At 67.5% G+C, this 20,047-nt stretch carries 23 protein-coding genes and 1 riboswitch; of the genes, 8 read left to right on the forward strand and 15 right to left on the reverse strand.

What is annotated here, in order from left to right; genetic code table 11:
• Positions 1–104: 104 nt before the first annotated feature.
• From fahA to A9Z05_RS01875, 5 genes are read right to left on the reverse strand one after another with little or no spacing between them, the layout of a single operon-like run.
• The gene (gene fahA / locus A9Z05_RS01855) at positions 105–1,409 is read right to left on the reverse strand and encodes a fumarylacetoacetase (RefSeq protein ID WP_069616649.1); all 1,305 of its coding nucleotides are present in this window, start codon (positions 1,407–1,409) and stop codon (positions 105–107) included.
• Complete coding sequence (gene hmgA / locus A9Z05_RS01860; RefSeq protein WP_069616650.1) at positions 1,406–2,740, reverse strand: homogentisate 1,2-dioxygenase; 1,335 nt, start codon at positions 2,738–2,740, stop codon at positions 1,406–1,408. The genes fahA and hmgA overlap by 4 nt, the downstream gene beginning before the upstream one ends.
• A gap of 16 nt (positions 2,741–2,756) precedes the next feature.
• A complete protein-coding gene (locus tag A9Z05_RS01865) occupies positions 2,757–4,115 on the reverse strand; it encodes an aromatic acid/H+ symport family MFS transporter (RefSeq protein ID WP_069616651.1) in 1,359 nt (452 codons plus the stop codon).
• The gene (locus A9Z05_RS01870; protein WP_069616652.1) at positions 4,112–4,342 is read right to left on the reverse strand and encodes a DUF2783 domain-containing protein; all 231 of its coding nucleotides are present in this window, start codon (positions 4,340–4,342) and stop codon (positions 4,112–4,114) included. Before A9Z05_RS01870 ends, A9Z05_RS01865 begins: the two co-directional genes overlap by 4 nt.
• A 28-nt stretch (positions 4,343–4,370) precedes the next feature.
• Positions 4,371–6,023 (reverse strand): FAD-dependent oxidoreductase, encoded by a 1,653-nt coding sequence (locus tag A9Z05_RS01875; protein WP_069616653.1) that lies wholly within the window; start codon positions 6,021–6,023, stop codon positions 4,371–4,373.
• 364 nt (positions 6,024–6,387) lie between these two features.
• Here A9Z05_RS01875 and A9Z05_RS01880 point away from each other — a divergent pair, with 364 nt between their 5' ends.
• Positions 6,388–7,191 (forward strand): EAL domain-containing protein, encoded by an 804-nt coding sequence (locus A9Z05_RS01880; RefSeq protein WP_069616654.1) that lies wholly within the window; start codon positions 6,388–6,390, stop codon positions 7,189–7,191.
• Between the two features lie 197 nt (positions 7,192–7,388).
• Here A9Z05_RS01880 and A9Z05_RS01885 read toward each other — a convergent pair whose 3' ends face one another.
• Positions 7,389–7,799 (reverse strand): GFA family protein, encoded by a 411-nt coding sequence (locus A9Z05_RS01885; protein ID WP_069616655.1) that lies wholly within the window; start codon positions 7,797–7,799, stop codon positions 7,389–7,391.
• Positions 7,800–7,944: 145 nt separating this feature from the next.
• Positions 7,945–8,736 carry an IclR family transcriptional regulator gene (locus A9Z05_RS01890; RefSeq protein WP_069616656.1) on the reverse strand — a complete coding sequence of 264 codons (792 nt, stop codon included), beginning with the start codon at positions 8,734–8,736 and terminating at the stop codon, positions 7,945–7,947.
• Between the two features lie 315 nt (positions 8,737–9,051).
• On the opposite strand from A9Z05_RS01890, the gene A9Z05_RS01895 reads away from it, so the two are divergent.
• Positions 9,052–10,239 carry an acyl-CoA dehydrogenase gene (locus A9Z05_RS01895; RefSeq protein WP_059779344.1) on the forward strand — a complete coding sequence of 396 codons (1,188 nt, stop codon included), beginning with the start codon at positions 9,052–9,054 and terminating at the stop codon, positions 10,237–10,239.
• Positions 10,240–10,358: 119 nt separating this feature from the next.
• Here A9Z05_RS01895 and A9Z05_RS01900 read toward each other — a convergent pair whose 3' ends face one another.
• Complete coding sequence (locus A9Z05_RS01900) at positions 10,359–10,997, reverse strand: peroxiredoxin (protein WP_006476788.1); 639 nt, start codon at positions 10,995–10,997, stop codon at positions 10,359–10,361.
• Between the two features lie 317 nt (positions 10,998–11,314).
• On the opposite strand from A9Z05_RS01900, the gene A9Z05_RS01905 reads away from it, so the two are divergent.
• The 3 genes from A9Z05_RS01905 to A9Z05_RS01915 all read left to right on the forward strand — a co-directional run bounded on the left by A9Z05_RS01905 (position 11,315) and on the right by A9Z05_RS01915 (position 12,614).
• Positions 11,315–11,617: a YqjD family protein gene (locus A9Z05_RS01905; protein ID WP_006494044.1), complete on the forward strand. Its 303-nt coding sequence runs from the start codon at positions 11,315–11,317 to the stop codon at positions 11,615–11,617.
• A 120-nt stretch (positions 11,618–11,737) separates the two neighbouring features.
• Positions 11,738–12,127 carry a phage holin family protein gene (locus tag A9Z05_RS01910; protein WP_069616657.1) on the forward strand — a complete coding sequence of 130 codons (390 nt, stop codon included), beginning with the start codon at positions 11,738–11,740 and terminating at the stop codon, positions 12,125–12,127.
• 43 nt (positions 12,128–12,170) lie between these two features.
• Positions 12,171–12,614 (forward strand): DUF3318 domain-containing protein, encoded by a 444-nt coding sequence (locus A9Z05_RS01915; RefSeq protein ID WP_069616658.1) that lies wholly within the window; start codon positions 12,171–12,173, stop codon positions 12,612–12,614.
• A 54-nt stretch (positions 12,615–12,668) separates the two neighbouring features.
• Here A9Z05_RS01915 and A9Z05_RS01920 read toward each other — a convergent pair whose 3' ends face one another.
• The 7 genes from A9Z05_RS01920 to glyA form a co-directional block, all read right to left on the reverse strand.
• Positions 12,669–13,115 (reverse strand): type IV pilin protein, encoded by a 447-nt coding sequence (locus tag A9Z05_RS01920; RefSeq protein ID WP_069616659.1) that lies wholly within the window; start codon positions 13,113–13,115, stop codon positions 12,669–12,671.
• Positions 13,112–13,639: a hypothetical protein gene (locus A9Z05_RS01925; protein WP_176730135.1), complete on the reverse strand. Its 528-nt coding sequence runs from the start codon at positions 13,637–13,639 to the stop codon at positions 13,112–13,114. Before A9Z05_RS01925 ends, A9Z05_RS01920 begins: the two co-directional genes overlap by 4 nt.
• A gap of 143 nt (positions 13,640–13,782) precedes the next feature.
• On the reverse strand, positions 13,783–14,616 hold the full coding sequence (locus tag A9Z05_RS01930) for a type IV pilus assembly protein (RefSeq protein WP_069616660.1): 834 nt from the start codon (positions 14,614–14,616) through the stop codon (positions 13,783–13,785).
• Complete coding sequence (locus A9Z05_RS01935) at positions 14,606–14,995, reverse strand: hypothetical protein (RefSeq protein WP_176730132.1); 390 nt, start codon at positions 14,993–14,995, stop codon at positions 14,606–14,608. Before A9Z05_RS01935 ends, A9Z05_RS01930 begins: the two co-directional genes overlap by 11 nt.
• Before the next feature lie 17 nt (positions 14,996–15,012).
• Positions 15,013–15,576 (reverse strand): GspH/FimT family pseudopilin, encoded by a 564-nt coding sequence (locus tag A9Z05_RS01940; protein WP_069616661.1) that lies wholly within the window; start codon positions 15,574–15,576, stop codon positions 15,013–15,015.
• Between the two features lie 153 nt (positions 15,577–15,729).
• Entirely contained in the window at positions 15,730–16,209 is a 480-nt protein-coding gene (gene nrdR, locus A9Z05_RS01945) for a transcriptional regulator NrdR (protein WP_050011738.1), read from the reverse strand.
• 6 nt (positions 16,210–16,215) lie between these two features.
• Positions 16,216–17,463: a serine hydroxymethyltransferase gene (glyA, locus tag A9Z05_RS01950; RefSeq protein WP_069616662.1), complete on the reverse strand. Its 1,248-nt coding sequence runs from the start codon at positions 17,461–17,463 to the stop codon at positions 16,216–16,218.
• 137 nt (positions 17,464–17,600) lie between these two features.
• Positions 17,601–17,701, reverse strand: a riboswitch (ZMP/ZTP riboswitch).
• A gap of 180 nt (positions 17,702–17,881) precedes the next feature.
• On the opposite strand from glyA, the gene A9Z05_RS01955 reads away from it, so the two are divergent.
• The 3 genes from A9Z05_RS01955 to tolQ all read left to right on the forward strand — a co-directional run bounded on the left by A9Z05_RS01955 (position 17,882) and on the right by tolQ (position 20,044).
• The gene (locus A9Z05_RS01955; RefSeq protein ID WP_069616663.1) at positions 17,882–18,628 is read left to right on the forward strand and encodes an SDR family NAD(P)-dependent oxidoreductase; all 747 of its coding nucleotides are present in this window, start codon (positions 17,882–17,884) and stop codon (positions 18,626–18,628) included.
• Positions 18,629–18,736: 108 nt separating this feature from the next.
• Positions 18,737–19,222, forward strand: a complete 486-nt coding sequence (gene ybgC, locus A9Z05_RS01960) for a tol-pal system-associated acyl-CoA thioesterase (protein WP_069616664.1) — start codon at positions 18,737–18,739, stop codon at positions 19,220–19,222.
• A gap of 144 nt (positions 19,223–19,366) precedes the next feature.
• Complete coding sequence (gene tolQ / locus A9Z05_RS01965) at positions 19,367–20,044, forward strand: protein TolQ (protein WP_006476795.1); 678 nt, start codon at positions 19,367–19,369, stop codon at positions 20,042–20,044.
• Positions 20,045–20,047 lie beyond the last annotated feature (3 nt).

The raw sequence follows: 20,047 nt of genomic DNA on the forward strand, positions 1-20,047 counted from the left end.
CTCGTGCCCGTCCCGCGGTCAACGAAAACGGCCCGCGCAAGGCGGGCCGCCCTGTCCTTCCGGACGACGCTTGACCTACACGTAACGTCCGGCGCTGCGATCCGTCACGCGCCGCGCGCCGGCAAAACCTTGCCCGCACAGGTGCCGAAGCCGACGCGATAGCCGTCGCCCTGGCACCAGCCGGCGAGCGTGAGCTCGTCGCCGTCCTCGATGAACGTGCGACTGCCGCCGCCGTTCAGCGCGATCGGCTCCTTGCCGTTCCACGTCAGTTCGAGCAGGCTGCCGAACGAATCCTTCGTCGGCCCGCTGATCGTGCCCGAACCCATCAGGTCGCCCACGCGCGTGTTGCAGCCGGCCACCGTGTGATGCGCGAGCTGCTGCGCCATCGTCCAGTACATGTGCCTGAAGTTCGTGCGGCAGATCGACGTCGCGTCGGCGGCGCCCTCCGCCCGCAGCGTCACTTCGAGCGCGATGTCGAACGCATGCTTGCCCGCATGCCGCAGATATGCGAGCGGCTGCGGCGACTGCTCGGGCTGCGCGACACGGAACGGTTCGAGCGCGTCGAGCGTGACGATCCATGGCGAAATCGTCGTCGCGAACCCCTTCGAGTTGAACGGGCCAAGCGGCACGTATTCCCACTGCTGGATGTCGCGCGCGCTCCAGTCGTTCAGCAGCACCATCCCGAAGATATGCGCTTCCGCGTCCTCGCACGCGATCGGCTCGCCGAGCGCGTTGCCCTTCCCGACGATGAAGCCCGTTTCCAGTTCGATGTCGAGCTTGCGGCACGCGCCGAACACCGGACGCTCCTGGTCGGGCAGCTTCAGTTGCCCGTTCGGGCGCCGCACCGGCGTGCCGCTCACGACCACCGACGACGCGCGGCCGTTGTAGCCGATCGGCATCTCCGACCAGTTCGGCAGCAGCGCATGCTTCGGATCGCGGAACATCGAGCCGACGTTGGTCGCATGCTCCTTCGACGAATAGAAATCGGTGTAGCCGGGAATCTCGACCGGCAGATGCAGCGTCGCGTCGCGCTGCGCGACGAGCACCTGCGCGCGCAGCGCCGCATCGTCACGCAGCGTCGCGTTGTCGCGCGAGAACAGCGCCGACAGCTGCACGCGCACGCTGCGCCACGTGTCGCGACCGAGCGCGATGAACGCGTTGAGCGTCGGCGCGGCGAACGCATCGGCATCGGCCGGCAACGTCACGAGGCCCGCACGCGCGAGCGCCGCGAGATCGACGATCTGGTCGCCGAGCGCGACGCCCGCACGGCGCGCGCCCTGCTTCGCATCGCTGAAGATTCCGAACGGCAGGTTCTGGATCGGGAAATCGCAGGCGGGATCGTTCGCCGTGTCGACCCAGCTCTTGCGAGCCGGGTCGAGCGTCGCGCGCCAGTCTTGGGTATCGCTCACTTTTGCTCCGGATTGAAGTGTTTCTTGATGCCTTGCCAGCATTCGAAGTAGTCGGCCTGCAGCTGCGCGGTGTCGAGCGCGTAGCGCGTCGGCCGGATCAGCGTGCGGGTTTCGAACATGAACGCCATCGTCGCGTCGACCTTGTGCGGCTTCGTCGTGTCGCTCGCCGACGCCTTCTCGAACGTGTCCGCATCGGGCCCGTGGCCCGACATGCAGTTGTGCAGGCTCGCGCCGCCCGGCACGAAGCCCTCGGCCTTCGCGTCGTACGCGCCGTGCACGAGCCCCATGAACTCGCTCGCGACGTTGCGGTGGAACCAGGGCGGGCGGAACGTATCTTCGGCCGCGAGCCAGCGCGGCGGGAAGATCACGAAGTCGATCGTGTCGACGCCCGGCGTGTCGCTCTGCGATTGCAGCACGAGGAAGATCGACGGATCGGGATGGTCGAAGCTGATCGAGCCGATCGTGTTGAACAGGCGCAGGTCGTATTTATACGGCGCGTAGTTGCCGTGCCACGCGACGACATCGAGCGGCGAATGACCGATGTCCGCGCGCCACAACCGGCCGTTCAGCTTCGCGATCAGCTCGAACGCGCCTTCGCGATCCTCGTACGCGGCCTGCGGCGCGAGGAAGTCGCGCGGGTTCGCGAGCCCGTTCGAGCCGATCGGGCCGAGATCCGGCAGGCGCAGCAGCGCGCCGAAGTTCTCGCAGATGTAGCCGCGCGCGTCGCCATCCGGCAGCGCGACGGCAAAACGCACGCCACGCGGAATCACCGCGATCTCGAACGGCTCGACGTCGAGCCGGCCGAATTCCGTCGCGATGAACAGGCGCCCCTGCTGCGGCACGATCAGCAGCTCGCCGTCCGCGCTATAGAAGAAGCGGTCCTGCATCGACCGGTTCGCCGCGTACAGGTGGATCGCGCAGCCGTTCATCGCCGCGGCCGACCCGTTGCCGGCCATCGTCACGAGGCCATCGATGAAATCGGTCGGCTCGACCGGCATCGGCAGCGGATCCCAGCGCAGCTGGTTCGGCGGCGTCGGCGGCACGTCGGTCGAATCGCCGAATTCCGACACGAGCCGCTGCGCGCCCGCATACGGCTCGAACGGCCGGTGCACGGCGGCCGGACGGATCCTATACAGCCACGAGCGGCGGTTGTGGCCGCGCGGCGCGGTGAACGCGGTGCCCGACAGTTGCTCCGCGTACAGCCCGTACGGCGCGCGCTGCGGCGAGTTGCGGCCGTGCGGCAGCGCGCCGGGCAACGCCTCGCTCGCGAATTCGTTCGCGAAACCGCTCAGGTAGCCGGCTTCCGCCGGTTTCGACAGGTCAAGCGTCATCGTTTTCCTTTCTCCTTCAATTCAGGGCGGCGTGCGGCGCCTGCGCGCCGCTGCGCCGCGTGACGCCCGCAAGGCCCAGCACGAACAGCGCCGAGCACAGCACCGGCACCGCGGCCGCGTGGAACAGCGCGCCGTTCGACCAGTTGAGCGCAATCAGTTGCCCGCCGACGAGCGGCCCGAGCACCGAACCGATCCGGCCGATGCCGAGACTCCAGCCGATGCCCGTCGAGCGCAGCGACGTCGGGTAATACTGGCCCGCGAGCGCGTTCACGGCCGGCTGCCCGCCGACCACGCAGAAGCCGCCCGCGAACACCGCCACCAGCAGCCACGGCAGCGCATGCGCGACCGAGCCGATCAATCCCACCGACACGGCCGCGCACGCGAAGCATGCGAACAGCACGCGCACGAAGCCGTAACGTTCGATGAACCAGCCGAGCGACAGCGTGCCGATCACGCCGCCCGTCTGCAGCACCGTGCCGACGATCACCGCCGTGCCCGGCGAATAGCCGGCTTCGCGCATCACGGTCGGCAGCCAGTTCGACAGGAAGTACAGGTCGATCAGGTTCATGAAGCTGATCGACCACAGCAGCAGCGTGACCGGCAGGCGGCCATGGCGGAACAGCTCGGCGACCGGCGCGCCGCTCGCCGCGCGCTCGCGCACGACGAGCCGCGTGTTCGCATCGATGCCGGCGTGCGGCGCGAAGCGCGCGAGCCAGTCGCGCGCCTGCGCGACGCGCCCCTTCAGCACCAGGAACTGCAGCGATTCGGGCAGCCGCGCGAGCATCGCGATCGTCAGCACGAGCGGCACCGCGCCGCCGACGAAGAACACCGAGCGCCAGCCGAGCGCCGGAATCAGCGCCGCGCTGATGAAGCCGCCGATCGCCGCGCCGAGCGTGAAGCCGCACGACACGATCATCATCCGCTTCACGCGATGCGCGGCCGGGCTGAATTCGCCGACAAGCGCCATCGCGTTCGGCATGATGCAGCCGAGGCCGAGGCCCGTGACGAAGCGCAGCGCCATCAGCATGGGGATCGAGCTCGCGAACGGCGTCGCGAGCATCGTCACCGCGAAGAACAGCGTCGAGCCGATCAGCACCGGGCGCCGCCCGATCCGGTCGGCCAGCACCGACAGCCCGAGCGCGCCGAGCAGCATCCCGAACAGGCTCGCGCTGAACACGGGCCCCAGCGCCTGCTTCGGCACGCCCCATTCGGCGATCACGCTCGGCGCGACGTAGCCCATCGCCTGCGCATCGAAACCGTCGATCACGAGGCACAGCCCGCACAGCGCGAGCAGCATCGCGTGAAAACCCGGGCGATGGGTCTCGTCGATCACGCGCTCGACTTCGAGCACGCGCGTATCGGCCGCCGCGCTCATTGCGCGACCTCGGCGGACGGATGCACGGGCGGCGTCACGCCCTGGCGCGCGAGCGCCATCGCTTCGCGCAGCACGTCGGCGTCGCCGATCTGGTTCGCGAGCAACAGGATCAGCTTCGCGTTGACGAGCTGGCTGTCGGCGTCCGACAGGTCGCGATGCATGTCGATCAGCGCTTCGTAGAACGCATCGGGGTCGGCCAGACGCGGGCGGGTATCGAGCGGGGGCATGACGGTGTCTCCGGTGTCTTTATCGTATTCAGCGTGCGCAGGTCGCGCGCGCCAGTGCGTCGGCGATCGCCTGACGGTCGAGCGTGCGCGTGCGTGCGCACACGTGCTGGTCGGGACGCAGCAGGTAGAACGTGCCGGGCTGCGCGTCGTAGCGCCGCGCGGCGAGCCCGTCGACGTCCTCCACGACGTCGACGCCGGCCGCCGGCTGCGCATGCCCGGCCGGCACGACGAGCACCGGCCGCACCGGCAGCGCGAGGCCGTCGACGGCCTGCGCGAGCGCGGCCGCGTCGCCCGGCAAGCCGAACAGCACGCCGGTGAAGCCGCCGCGCAGACGCTGCAGCAGCCAGCCCGGCGCACCCTGCGCGCGCACCGGCGCATCGGCCGCCGCCGCGCCCGGCCGCATCGCGCACGCAAACGTGTCGCCGTTGCGGTCCGGCGTATTGAGCGGCGAATCGGCCAGCACGGCCGGCACCGACAGGCGCCCGCTGTTCACCAGCTTGCGCGCGAACTCGCAGTCGCGCGCGAGCTTCAGCGTCGCGTCGCGGAACACGCGCGACACCGCGCTCTTCGGCGTGATGAAGTCGGTCGAGCGCGTCGAGTTGCGGATGTTCTCGTCGGCCGCGAACTCGCGCTCGCTTGCATAGGTGTCGAGCAGGCGATCGTGCGCGCGGCCGTCGAGCACCAGCTTCAGCTTCCACGCGAGGTTGTCCGCGTCCTGCACGCCGCTGTTCGCGCCGCGCGCGCCGAACGGCGACACCCCGTGCGCGGAATCGCCCGCGAACAGCACGCGGCCGTGGCGGAACGTATCCATCCGCTGGCAGCGGAACGTATAGACGCTCACCCACTCGAGCTCGAACTCGACGTCCGGCCCGAGCAGCGCGCGCACGCGCGGGATCACGCGCTCCGGCTGCTTCTCCGCGACGGGATCGGCATCCCAGCCGAGCTGGAAGTCGATGCGCCACACGTTGTCCGGCTGGCGGTGCAGCAGCACCGACTGGTTGCGGTGAAACGGCGGATCGAACCAGAACCAGCGCTCGGTCGGAAATTCCGCCTTCATCTTCACGTCGGCGATCAGGAAGCGATCCTTGAACGTGCGGCCACGGCTTTCCAGGCCCATCATCGTGCGCATCGGGCTGCGCGAGCCGTCGGCCGCGATCACGTACTGCGCGCGCAGCGTCGCGACGCCGTCCGGCGTCTCGATCGTCAGCACCGCGTGTTCGGCCGACTGGTCGACGCCCGTCACCTTGTGCTTCCAGCGAATGTCGATGTTCGGCAGCTCGAACGCGCGATCGGCCAGATAGCCTTCGACGTAGTACTGCTGCAAATTGATGAACGCCGGGCGCGCATGCCCTTCCTCGGGCAGCAGGTCGAACGCGTAAAGCTGCTCGTCCTGCAGGAACACCTTGCCGACATGCCAGCTCACGCCCTTGTCGACGAAGCGCTCGCCGCAGCCGAGCCGGTCGAAGATCTCGAGCGTGCGCTTCGCGAAGCAGATCGCGCGCGAGCCGGTCGACAGCGTGTCGTCGTCGTCGAGCAGCACGACCGGCACGCCCTGCTGCGCGAGGTCGATCGCGGCCGCGAGGCCCACCGGCCCCGCGCCGACGACGATCACCGGGTGGACGGCCGCGTCGTGCGCGCGGGCGCGGTACTCGAATTTCAGCGTCTGGTAATCGATGCTCATGGTCGCCATCCGCGCCTCACCCCCCGCCGTGCGCGCACCGCCGCGCCCGTCGTCCCGTCCGTCTGCCGCCGGCGCGCGCGCCCGCCTGTCCTGTCAACCGCCACGTCTCGCTCCTTGCTTCCTGTTGATTCGCGAACGGCGCCGTTGCTCGGCGCCTGCCTGCCGCATTTCTTGATCGGCGACACATCCTTGGATTTACGAATAGTAAAACCAATTACGGATAGTGAAATCAACGTAAACCCTGATCGCTCGCTCGGGAACGGGATAACCATATGAGTGAAACGGCAAGCCGAGCGCGGCGCGCACTGCTAATATCAAGTCAACGAGGCGGCCCTTTCGGCCGCCATTTTTCCTTTTCACGCCGATGATTCCGCCTACCATCCCCGAGCTGGTCACCCGTGCCGGGCAACTGCCGTATCTGCGGGAGCACCTCGCGCTTGCCGAAGGCGGAACCGCGTGCGCGAATCTGCCCGAGCGCACGCTCGCCAGCGCGTACGAGCCGATCTACGACGTGACGATGCCCGGCTCGCCGCAATCGACGTCGTTCGCCGACGCGATCGAGCGCTACGGCGACGAGCTCGGCTTTCAGGCCGTCACGCTCGTCACCGGCGCGCAGCACGATCCGGTCGACGCGGCCGTCGACGACCAGACGCTGGTCGCGATCGACCGCCTGTCGCGCGCGCTGCACGCGATCAATTTCTTCGGCGCGCAACGCCACGGGCTGCTGTTCCTGCGCGTGCACGAGCGGCTGCTCAAGAGCGTGAAGTACGACCACGGCAAGCATTTCTCGTCGGTGCTGCAGCGCTTCGGGCTGCCGACCGAGCGGATCGTGATCGAGCTGCCGGCGGTCGCGGTCGCCCACAAGACGTTCCTCGGCTACCTGACCCGCAGCTACCAGCATCACGGTTTCAAGGTCGCGGACAAGCTGCCGGACCCGGGCCGCATCCTCGCGGTCGAATCGGACATGGCGCGGCCCGACTACATCAAGATGGATGCGGGCATCGCATTGCGCGACGGGATGGTCAAGGCGCTCGTCGCCTATGCGCAGCGCGTGCGGATTCCGCTGATCTTCGACGGCGTCGTCGACGAGACGCAGTGCGAGTTGCTTCGCCAGCACGACGTGCGGTTCATGCAGGGGCCGGTGTTCGCGAAGGTCGTGACGGTCTGAGCGGCGAGGCGGGAAGCGGAAGCCGCGCGCGGGGCGTGGCCCGCCGGATAGCGGACTCCGGTATCGCGTTGCTTCGGGAATCGGGTTTCAGCACGCGGCGTCGCTCGGCGCCGGCCGGTTTCCTGTTCGTTCATGCAGGAAGGTCGGCCCCGCTTGCGCGCGAGCCCGACACCGGCGCATCGACGCCGATGTGCGGCCTATTCTCTGCCACCATCGTCGTACTTCGGTAGATCGTCGTCGATCTCGATGCCCGGGAAACGGTCGCCGTACCAGACGTGCCACGCCGGACGCAGCCGCGACGGTTCGTCGAGCGTCGCGTAATTGATCTCGACCGTCTGCGGCGCGTCGGAACGCCGGTATTCGAGCTGCGCGCCGCAACGGCCGCAGAAGCGCCGCTCACCCCACGCGCTCGACGCGTAGACGGTCGGTTCGCCCTGCAGGTATGCGAATGCGTCGATCGGCACCGATGCCGATGCGACGACCGCCGCCCCGGTCGTGCGCTGGCAGAGCCGGCAGTGGCAGAAGCCGGCATCGGTCGGGACGTCGGCGATACGGTAGCGGATCGCGCCGCACGCGCATCCGCCTTCCATCGGTTCGGGGTGCGCCATGGCAGACCTCGTCGTCGGGAAGCAGGCGAACGATGATGAGCGCGGTTCGCCCGTCGCGCAATACGCGAGGCGACGCCTCTGTTTCCGCCCCCGCCGCGAACGAACCGGTTGGCGCGCGACGGCAACGCCCGCGCGCGCGGGTTGCTCAGACCGTCGGCCCGAGCCGCTGCGCGAGTGCCTTCAGTCGCGGTCCGACCTGCGTGCGAAACACGTCCTCGTCCATCGACGACGCGGGGCCGCTGCAGCTCAGGATCAGCCAGCGCCCCTCGCGCGGCTCGCGAAACGGCACGGCCGCCGCATTCACGTCCATGTGCCACGCGCGGAACGAATAGCAGCACCCGCCTTCGGAAAACTCGGCCACCGCGTGCTGCGCGGCCGCGACGAGCGCATCGGCGTCGGCCGCGCCGCCGGCCGCGCGGTGCAGTTCGGCATAGAGCGCGCGGCGCACGTCCTCCGGCTGCACGGCCAGGTACGCGCGCCCCATCGAGCTCGTCAGCATCGACAGCCGCGAACCGGGTGCGAGCCCGAGCGTCAGCGCGGTCTCGCTGCGGATCGTCTCCAGATAGATCATGTCGAGCCCGTCGCGGCAGCCGAGCGACACGGCCGCGCCGATCTCGCGCGCGAGCGCCTGCATGTGCGGCCGCGCGAGATCGATCGTCCCCGAGCCCGACAGCAGCGCGTAGCCGAGCGACAGCACGCCGGCGTCCAGCGCATACTTTCCGAGCGTCTCGTCGTAGCGCAGATAGCCGAGCACGGTCAGCGTATAGGCGAGCCGGTTCACCGTCGCCTTCGGCAGGCCCGTGCGTTCCGCGAAATCACGATTGCCCAGCATCGTCTCGCCGGGCCGGAAGGCGCGCAGCAGGTCGAGTCCGCGCGCGAGCGCGACGACGAACTTGCGCTCGTCGATGGGGGTGTCGTCGATGGTTGAAAGTGTCATCCGGTGCTACACTGAGGTCGATTTGCAAAACATTGTTCCGCACAGCGAAACGCAAGTCAAGCGAACTTCAGGTATCAGCCCGGAGCAAGCGCCGAAGCGCGACCTCTGCCGGACCGGCATGCACGGGCTGGCAGGCTGCGTCGAGGCGCCCGCCCCGAACGACCGCAAAGCATGGAGCCGAGTGAGCGCTGACCCGGGTCGACCGCAATGCATGGAGCCCGAGTAAGCGCTGAAGCGCTAATTCGGCGCCGACCGCGATGCATGGGGCCCGAGTAAGCGCTGAAGCGCTAACTCGGGCCGACAGGAGATGAGACGATGAGTGCTGCAACTTTTCATTGGGACGATCCGCTGCTGCTCGACCAGCAACTGACCGAAGAAGAGCGGATGGTCCGCGATGCCGCGCAGGCGTACGCACAGGACAAGCTCGCGCCGCGCGTTACCGAAGCGTTCCGCCACGAACGCACCGACGCGGCCATCTTTCGCGAAATGGGCGAAGTCGGCCTGCTCGGCCCGACGATCCCGGAGGAATACGGCGGCCCCGGCCTCAACTACGTGAGCTACGGGCTGATCGCGCGCGAAGTCGAGCGGGTCGATTCGGGCTACCGGTCGATGATGTCCGTGCAGTCGTCGCTCGTGATGGTGCCGATCCACGAATTCGGCTCCGACGCGCAGAAGCAGAAATACCTGCCGAAGCTCGCGACCGGCGAATGGATCGGCTGCTTCGGCCTGACCGAGCCGAATCACGGCTCTGATCCGGGCAGCATGGTCACGCGCGCGAAGAAGGTGCCGGGCGGCTACTCGCTGTCCGGCGCGAAGATGTGGATCACCAACTCGCCGATCGCCGACGTGTTCGTCGTGTGGGCGAAGCTGGAAGAGAACGGCAAGGACGCGATCCGCGGCTTCATCCTCGAGAAGGGCTGGAAGGGTTTGTCTGCGCCGGCGATCCACGGCAAGGTCGGGCTGCGCGCGTCGATCACCGGCGAGATCGTCCTCGACGAGGTGTTCGTGCCCGAAGAGAACCTGATGCCGAACGTGAGCGGCCTGCGCGGCCCGTTCACCTGCCTGAACTCGGCGCGCTACGGGATCGCGTGGGGTGCGCTCGGCGCGGCCGAGTCCTGCTGGCACACCGCGCGCCAGTACGTGCTCGACCGCCAGCAGTTCGGCCGGCCGCTCGCCGCGAACCAGTTGATCCAGAAGAAGCTCGCCGACATGCAGACCGAAATCACGCTCGGCCTGCAAGGCGTGCTGCGCCTCGGCCGGATGAAGGACGAAGGCACGGCCGCCGTCGAGATCACGTCGATCATGAAGCGCAATTCATGTGGCAAGGCGCTCGACATCGCCCGTCTCGCCCGCGACATGCTCGGCGGCAACGGCATCTCCGACGAATTCGGCGTCGCGCGCCATCTCGTGAATCTCGAAGTGGTCAACACGTACGAAGGCACGCATGACATCCACGCACTGATCCTCGGCCGCGCGCAGACGGGCATCCAGGCATTCTTCTGACGATCCGGCCATGACGCGGCCGGCGACGACGCCGCGCACGCCACCATGCAAAAGCCCGCCCGGCATCGCTGCCGGGCGGGCTTTTCTGCATCGGAGCCGCTGCGCCGGGCCGCCGATGCTTACTTGTTCGGCTGCGGCGTCAGGCGCAGATACGGGCGCACCGCGTTGAAGCCCTTCGGGAAGCGTTTCTTCAGCTCTTCCGGATCCTGCAGCGACGGCACGATCACGACGTCGTCGCCGTCCTTCCAGTTACCGGGTGTCGCGACCTTGTAATTGTCGGTCAGTTGCAGCGAATCGATCACGCGCAGCACTTCGTCGAAGTTGCGCCCCGTGCTGGCCGGATAGGTGATCGTGAGCCGCACCTTCTTGTTCGGGTCGATCACGAACAACGAACGCACCGTCAGCGTTTCGTTCGCATTCGGGTGAATCATGTCGTACAGCTGCGACACCTTGCGGTCCGCGTCGGCGATGATCGGGAAGCCCACGACCGTCGACTGCGTTTCGTTGATGTCGTTGATCCAGCCTTTGTGCGATTCGACGCCGTCGACCGACAGCGCGATCACCTTCACGTTGCGTTTCTCGAATTCACCCTTCAGCTTCGAGGTCAGCCCGAGTTCGGTCGTGCACACCGGCGTGTAGTCGGCCGGATGGGAGAACAGCACGCCCCAGCTGTTGCCGAGCCACTCGTGAAACTTGATGGTGCCCAGGCTCGATTCCTGCTCGAAATCCGGTGCGATGTCACCAAGACGCAGACTCATGATGTTCCCTCCTCGAACGATGCTGGTTGAAACCGCGCGCCGGACAGCGCGGGGCAGTCCATCAGCTTACGGGAAGCAATGGGCCGTGCGAACGAATATTCCGTTTGATATTCATACTTTTTTGTCATTTTTACCCGGCGTCGTGGTAGGACGGTGGGCGGCAAGGGAAACTTTTCAATCCTTTGTCGCTCTGTTCATGATTACAAGTCGTTTACCATGCAGTCTTGCGCTGCCGCCGTGTGTCTTCCCGGCTCGCCAGCAGGCAGGGGTTTCGCTACGATGTGAACCTGCAGCATGACAGCACGAAGGGAGTTGCAATGTCGGAAATCAACAAGGAGAAACTGATGTCGGATATCAAAACCGTTCTCTCGGACGCCGAAGACCTGCTCAAGCAAGCAGCGAGCAGCACGGGCGACCGTGCGGCCGAGCTGCGCGAGAAGGCCATGTCTCGCCTGAAGCAGGCCAAGGAAAAGGCGGCCGACGTCCAGGTCGTGGTGGTCGAGAAAGGCAAGAAGGCCGCGCGGGCAACCGACGACTACGTGCACGAGCATCCGTGGACGTCGATCGGCGTGGCTGCCGGCGTCGGCGTGCTGATCGGCTTGCTGATCAACCGCAAGTAACGCGCTCTGCGCCGTTTCGCCCCGCGGGCCGCGTCGCGCGACCCGCGGGCGTCGAAGTCGGCCGGCTTGCGCCGGCCGGCTTGGTCCTAGCTGCTTACTGCACGCGCAAGCACCTCATCCATGACGACAGACACCCCCTCGCAGCCGTCCGGTCAAGGACCGCTGCGCCGCCTCGTCGGCTCCGCCATCGGCCTTCTGCAGACGCGCCTCGAACTGGTGGGCATCGAGCTTGCCGAGGAGAAGGAGCGCCTGATGGGCGTGCTGTTCCTCGGCCTCGCCGCGATGATGCTCGCGACGATGGCGCTCATCAGCCTGACCGTGCTGATCGCGATCGCGTTCTGGGATACCTACCGCTGGCAGGCGCTTGCCGCGATCACCGCGCTGTATGCCATTGGCGGCATCGCGTGCGCGCTGAAGGCGCGCTCGGGCCTGCGCGACGCGCCGACCGTGTTCGAGGCGACGCTGGCCGAACTCGAGAAAGACCGCGACCTGTTCCGCGGCAAGCCGTGAGCGCGCTCGCGCTCGTCCCTCCCACCTACTTCGCCGACGCGCCATGAGCCAGAACATCACGGGCAATCCCTCCCGCTCCCATTCGTCGCGATCGAACTGGAGCGCGTCGCAGCACCGTGCGCTTCGCAAGGAATTGCTGATCCTGCGATCCGAAGTCGAGCGGCTCGAATTTGCGGAGGCCGCCGCCGAAATGCGCCACGCCGTCACGCGCTTCAGCTGGCTCAAGGTGTTCATCCCCGGGCTGTCGACCAGCAGGTTCGGCCAGTCGGCCAGGAACCTGAACGCAAGCCTCGGCCAGCTCGTCAACCAGTATCCGATGCTGAGCTCGCTCGCATCGCTCGTGCTGGCGAAACCCGTTCGCTCGCTGCTGCGCGCGAGCACGGGCCCCGCGTTGAAGTGGGGCACGCTCGGCTTCGCCGCATGGGAGGTCTACCGGATCTGGAAGCAGTCCCGCGACGAGCGCGGGCTCGACCCACGCGACGACTGACCGTCGGCACCCCGCGCGCGCGGCCACGCGCCGCTGCGCGCCCTCCCGGCGAACTCAGCGCACGCCCCAGCAGACAGCGCCCGGTTCGTCGACACCCTCGCTTCCCGCATTGCCTTTCGTCCCGTCCGAGCGCAGCGTGAACGTGCCGCACGCATCGTCGCGCATCGGACCGGTGTCGAGCGGCGTCGCCGCCAGTTCGTAGCTCACCGGCGAATCGTCGCCGTCCGGCCGCCCCAGCGCCAATCGATACACGGCATGCCCATCCGGCGGCGCCTGCGCGAGCGCGTCCGGCAACGCCGCAGGCGGCGCACCGTCCAGCGTTTCAAGATATTGGGCCGCACGATACAGCGCGGATACCGCCGACGCGCGGTGAACCCGTGCGACATGCTCGCGATACGACGGGATACCCCACCCGGCCAGCACCGCGACGATCGCGAGCACGATCATCAGCTCGATCAGCGTGAATCCGGCCGCTCGGCACAGGGACAGGCGGCCGTTCATCGAAGCACCGCGGCGACACGACGCCAGCGCAACACGACGATGTGGCCGTCGCGCATCACGACCTGGTGTTGCAGCCACACGGCGCTCGACGCGTGCGCGCCGACGCCACGCGCGGTGACGAGGTAAGCGCGGTCGCCGGCCTGCGCTGACGGGCGCCGCCACGCCTCGATCAGACATCGCGGCGATTGCGCGGCCATCGGCCATTCGGCGAAAGGCGCGAACGCTTCGGCAGTCGCCAGCGGCGGCATGCGACGCCAGGCGTCGGGCTCCGCGTGCGAGTCCCTTTCGCTCACATACGGTGCCGAGCCGCGCAGCAATCGCGCAGTGCACGCGGCAAGCGCGGCATCGGCCGCGTGGAATGCGATCAGCCGATCCGACAACGCACGGGTGCGGCGCGACTCCGTCAATGCGGCATCGAACCATGTGCCGGTCAGTGCCGCGACTGCTGCGCCGACCGCGATCACCGCGGGCAACGCAAGGCCTGCGTCGCGGCGCCACGCGCGGCGGGCCGGCCGGAAACGCATGTGCGACTCGCGCGGGCTCGCAGGCGAAACGCCCGCGCCTGCAGCCGGCTGCTGGTTGTCATCACGTGCGACGGTGCGCGCTTGGGCGTGGCTCGCCTTCACGCGTGTGGAGATGTCGTCCCGCGCGCACTGCGTTGCGCCGCTCATCGCGCCACCTCGCTTGCTCGAGTTGCATCATGCAACGCAGCGTCGGATGCGGGCGCGACGTTCCGCAACGCGACGATGCAATCGAGCGTCAAACGTGCGCGGCCGTCCGGTGCAACGACGACGCGGCCGTCGCAGTCGACATGCCGCGTCGGTTCGCGCATCGGCTCGCCGCGCGCGCGCACGCAGACATGCACGGCCACGACCTCGCGCCAGTCGTCGGCACGCATCGCATCGGCGTCGACGAACCGCGTGGCGCCGCGACGCAAATAACGCAGGCGCAATTGATCGATTCCCGCCGCGACAGGCTGCGGCGTGCCCGGACGGCCGCTTCCTTCGCAATACAGTTCGGGCTCGCCCGTCGACGGGCTGACATGTACGTCGAAGCGATTCTCCACCGGCGCAGGTTCGCCCGGCTCGCCGACACCCTGCCCGAGGCAATCCGACGCGTGGCCGCTCACCGTCGTCCACGTCGATACGGCATCGCCGACATACCGGACCAGCACCGCGTCGGACGACAGACGCGCAAGCTCGCAGCGCACCTCTGCGCCGCTACCCCGCACGCGCGCCGTCGAACACCCGAACACCGGCGGCAACGACGATGGCGCTTGTGCATCGAGCGGCAGGAATCCTGCCATCTGGATCTGCTGACCGATCAGCGTCAGCGCGGTCGCGGCGGCGTCGCGCATCCTGAACCCGTCTTCCGCGCGCCGCTGCGCAATGCGCTGCGCATGGTACAGCGCACCGGCCGCCGCGAGCACGAGGAGCCCGACGGTCATCGCGATCAGCACTTCGAGCAGCGTATGGCCACGCATATGGCGATCAACGTTCATCGCCCGCCCGCTCGTGAAATGGAATACGGACACACGACGGCAGCTGCGCCGACATTCCCGCGGCATTGCAGCGCACCGACGCGAGTCCATCGCCGCCACGCCAGCGGACAACCACGTAGCGCACGCCGCCCGGCCCGCCATCGAGCGTCATCGCGCCGCCCGGCAACGATGCGACCGCCAGCGCCGCGAGGCCGTCGTCGGCCGCCGCGGCAGCATGCAGACGTTCGATGCGCGCATCGGCCAGCCACAGCGCGCGTTCGCGCCAGATCGTCGCGCGCTGCGCACGCGCCATCGCGAGCTGGCTGCCGGCCACTGCCAGCATCACGGTGGCGAGCAGCGCGATGGCCAGCGTCGCCTCGATCAACGACGTTCCGCGCATGGCATTGCGCATGGCGGTCACGCCGCGTCGCAACGGCCGGCGACCATCCGCGCGCGACCGCCTGCCGCAATCCGCACGCAACGCGATGCGCGCGCGTCGTCGGCGCCCGATACGCTGCGCCGCGGACGCACCTCGAAACGCCGGATTCCGCCGACCGCCTGACCGACCGGCGGCGCAAACGCGAGCTCATGCGCGGCGCCCGCGACGGCCACTTCGGCATCGCGCGGGTAGCGTCGCAGCACACGCGACTGCCCGTCGACATGCCCACTGACGATCCAGTCGCACGACCACTCGGCCAGATCGCATCGCTCTTCGGCACGCAGACAGGCGCCGTCGCGCCCGGCACGGCACAGCGTGACGCGCGCGCCGAGACGCGTTGCCTCGGCACGCGCAAACGACAGCGCACCGAGCAGCGCGCGCGAGCGGGCATCCACGCGTTCGCGCATGCGCCACTGGTCGAACGCGGGCACCGCATAGAGCGCGAGCCCCGCTGCCAGCGACATGGCGACCATCAGCTCGACGAGCGTGAATCCGCCCGGCCGTTGCACCAAATTCTTCAGGGGTTGAGCGCCCGGTTTCATCGCAATCGTCCTCCGCAACAGTGATGCGACGACTGTAGCGGCGCGTGCGGATGCGCGCCATTGACCGAACGGCCGACTGGCGACATGCGATCGCAACCGACACAATCGGCGCGAATCGAACCAATGGAGCAGACGATGAACGAACGTAGCGCGTCAGCGCTTACGCGGGGTCTTGGCGGGAGAGGCGCGACGGAACTCTTCGATCACGTCGGCAAATTCGGAAACGTCCTCGAACTGGCGATACACCGATGCGAAGCGCACATACGCGATCGTATCGAGGCCGCGCAACTCGTTCATCACGAGTTCGCCCAGCTTCTCGCTACGCACTTCGCGCTCGCCAGTCGCGAGCAGTTGATACTCGATGCGGGCAACCGCCGCGTCGATCGCGTCGGCGGCAACCGGCCGCTTGCGCAGCGCGAGTTGCATGCTGGCGACGATCTTGCGACGGTCGAATTCCGTGCGGCTGCCGTCCTTCTTCACGACGAACGGCAGGGACAACTCGACCCGCTCGTACGTCGTGAAACGCTTGTCGCAAGCCGAACAGCGACGGCGCCGCCGAATCGCGGCGCCATCTTCGGACACGCGCGAGTCCACCACCTGCGTGTCGTCATGCCGGCAGAACGGGCAGCGCATCGGCGATCAGCGATAGACCGGGAAACGCTTGGTCAGCTCGGCGACCTGCGCGCGCACGCGCTCGATCGTCGCTGCGTCTTCCGGGTTCTCCAGCACGTCGGCGATCAGGTTGCCGACCTGCTCGGCTTCCGCCGGCCCGAAACCGCGCGTCGTCATTGCCGGCGAACCCAGCCGCACGCCGCTCGTCACGAACGGCTTTTCCGGGTCGTTCGGGATCGCGTTCTTGTTCACCGTGATGTGCGCCGCGCCGAGCGCCGCTTCCGCTGCCTTGCCCGTGATGTTCTTCGCGCGCAGGTCGACCAGCATCACGTGGCTTTCCGTGCGGCCCGACACGATCCGCAGCCCGCGCTTCACCAGCGTTTCGGCCAGCACGCGTGCATTCTCGACGACCTTCTGCTGATATTCCTTGAACTCCGGCGACAGTGCTTCCTTGAACGCCACGGCCTTCGCCGCGATCACGTGCATCAGCGGGCCGCCCTGGATCCCCGGGAAGATCGCCGAGTTGATCGGCTTCTCGTACTCGGCCTTCATCAGGATCACGCCGCCGCGCGGGCCGCGCAGGCTCTTGTGCGTCGTCGTCGTCACGAAGTCCGCGTGCGGCACCGGGTTCGGATACACGCCCGCCGCGATCAGACCGGCGTAGTGCGCCATGTCGACCATCAGGTACGCGCCCACCGACTTCGCGATCTTCGCCAGACGCTCGAAGTCGATCTTCAGCGCAAACGCCGACGCGCCCGCGACGATCAGCTTCGGCTTGTGTTCCTGCGCGAGCTGCTCGGCCGCTTCGTAGTCGATGTCTTCGTTTTCGTTCAGGCCGTAGCTCACCACGTTGAACCACTTGCCCGACATGTTCACCGGCGAGCCGTGCGTCAGGTGGCCGCCATGCGCGAGGCTCATGCCCATGATCGTGTCGCCCGGCTTGAGCATCGCGAAGAACACGCCCTGGTTCGCCTGCGAGCCCGAGTTCGGCTGCACGTTCGCGGCTTCCGCGCCGAACAGTTGCTTCACACGGTCGATCGCCAGCTGCTCGACCACGTCGACGTACTCGCAGCCGCCGTAGTAGCGCTTGCCCGGATACCCTTCCGCGTACTTGTTCGTGAGCTGCGAGCCCTGTGCGGCCATCACGGCCGGGCTCGTGTAGTTTTCCGACGCGATCAGCTCGATGTGATCTTCCTGGCGGCGGTTTTCGTGCTCGATCGCTGCAAAGATTTCGGGATCGACGTTCGCAATGGTGCTTTGGGCTCTGTCAAACATACGGTTTCCGTTAAGTGTGTACAGGTTGACCGGAGCGGCCGAGTACGGTGCGCTGCTGGCGAGACCAGCTCGACGTGGCGGAAGAATCCGTATGACGCGAGGCAGGACAGCCACCGGCGATGCACGCGACGGCGCACAACGGCTGCCCAGGCGAACGGCAAAAACGGCGCCCCGCGCTTCACGGTGGGATGCTCCACCTTGAACCCGAAGGGTTCTATCGCCAGTCACGCAGGGGTGATGAGCGCATTAGTGTATTGGATGCGTCATGAATAGGCAACCGCCCGGCAGCGGCCTCCAAACAATAAGGGCCGGACTCTACGCGCCCGTGCCGAAACGCTTCGCCGTCTTGCCGCGGTGCGGCATTCTCAGTAGGCTTGCGGGATTCCACCCGCTATTCCGTTACCGACCAGGAGCAGCAATGATCGTGTTCGTCACAGGTGCGTCCGCCGGCTTCGGCGCCGCCATCGCCCGCGCCTTCGTCAAGGGCGGCCATCGCGTCGTCGCCACCGCACGCCGCAAGGATCGCCTCGACGCGCTCGCGGCCGAACTCGGCGACGCGCTGCTGCCGCTCGAGCTCGACGTGCGCGACCGCGCAGCAGTCGAGGCCGTGCCGGCCGCCCTCCCCGCCGAATTCGCCGCGCTCGACGTGCTCGTCAACAACGCCGGCCTCGCGCTCGGCGTCGAGCCGGCCCAGAACGCGAGCCTCGACGAGTGGCAGACCATGATCGACACGAACTGCTCGGGCCTCGTGACCGTCACGCACGCATTGCTGCCCGGCATGATCGCGCGCGGTCGCGGCCATATCTTCAATCTGGGCTCGGTGGCCGGCACGTATCCGTATCCGGGCGGGAACGTATACGGCGCGACCAAGGCTTTCGTCAGACAATTCAGCCTGAACCTGCGTACCGACCTGATCGGCACGCCGTTGCGCGTCACCGACATCGAGCCGGGCCTGTGCGGCGGCACGGAATTCTCGAACGTCCGCTTCCGTGGCGACGATGCAAAGGCGGCGAACGTCTACCAGAACGTCCAGCCGCTCACGGCCGAGGACATCGCCGACACGATCTACTGGATCGCCACGCGTCCCGCGCACGTCAATATCAATACGATCGAAATGATGCCGGTCGCGCAAGCCCCGGCCGGCCTCACGATCCATCGCGGCTGACACGTCGCCCGCAGCCGCAGGCCCGGCTCCGGCCGGCCCGCGGTGTGCTACGACGCACTACATTCCGTTACGAATCGGTTACGAATCCGGTCTTTGCCTTCCGGTAGAATGCGCGCCATGACTCAGCCTACCCGCTCCCCGGAAGCGCCGTCCGGCTTTACCTGGCCGGTGCGCGTGTACTACGAGGATACCGATGCAGGCGGCATCGTCTTCTATGCCAACTACCTGAAGTTCTTCGAGCGCGCCCGCACCGAGTGGCTTCGCGCGTGCGGCGTCGACCAGCGTCGGCTCGCCGACGATACCGATGCGATCTTCATCGTACGCAGCACGTCGCTCGACTACCGCGCGCCGGCGCGACTCGACGACACGCTGACGATCACGAGCCGGCCCGGACGCATCGGTCGCGCATCGGTGGAATTCACGCAGGAAGCCTGGTGCGGCGACACGCTGCTCGTGGCCGGGCAGATCCGCCTCGGCTGCGTCGACCGTCACGGTATCCGGCCGGCGGCCATCCCGCCGGCCGTGCTCGACGCGCTGCAACGCGGGCCCGTCATCGAGGCCGGGCAGACTGGTTTGTCAACGAAGCTCGCATGAGCGCCGTTTAGACACAGCCTATGAACTTGCCGTTCTGATTCGATACTAAGCAAGGTTCGGCGTCAGGCATGGCCGGCGCGCCGCGCCGCACGCACACCGGACGCCCTTGCCGGGCACTCCCGAAGGGACGTTACTCAAACCTCTATGAATACTGTTCAAGACCTGTCGATCATTTCCCTCGTCCTCAACGCGAGCGTGCTGGCCCAGGCCGTGATGGGGCTGCTGCTGCTGCTGTCGCTGATGTCGTGGACCTTCATCTTTCGCAAGTGGTTCGCGATCCGCCGCGCGCGCGCACAGACGGAACGCTTCGAGAAGGATTTCTGGTCGGGCGGCGACCTGCAGGCGCTGTATCAAAGCGCGGCCAACAACCGCCATACGATCGGTGCGCTCGAGCGGATCTTCGAATCCGGGATGCGCGAATTCCTGAAGGCGAAGGAAAAGCGCCTCAGCGATCCGGGCCTCGTGCTCGACGGTGCGCGCCGCGCGATGCGTGCGTCGTTCCAGCGTGAAATGGACGTGCTCGAAGCCAATCTCGCGTTCCTCGCGTCGGTCGGCTCGGTCAGCCCGTACATCGGCCTGTTCGGCACGGTCTGGGGGATCATGAACTCGTTCCGCGGCCTCGCGAACGTGCAGCAGGCCACGCTCGCGAACGTCGCGCCGGGCATCGCCGAAGCGCTCGTCGCCACCGCGATCGGCCTGTTCGCCGCGATTCCGGCGGTGGTCGCGTACAACCGCTACGCGCACGACATCGATCGCCTCGCGATCCGCTTCGAGACCTTCATCGAAGAGTTCTCGAACATCCTGCAGCGTCAGGCCCAGTAAGGA

The sequence above is a fragment of the Burkholderia sp. A2 genome (assembly GCF_001729305.1).
Classification (GTDB): Bacteria; Pseudomonadota; Gammaproteobacteria; order Burkholderiales; family Burkholderiaceae; genus Burkholderia; species Burkholderia sola.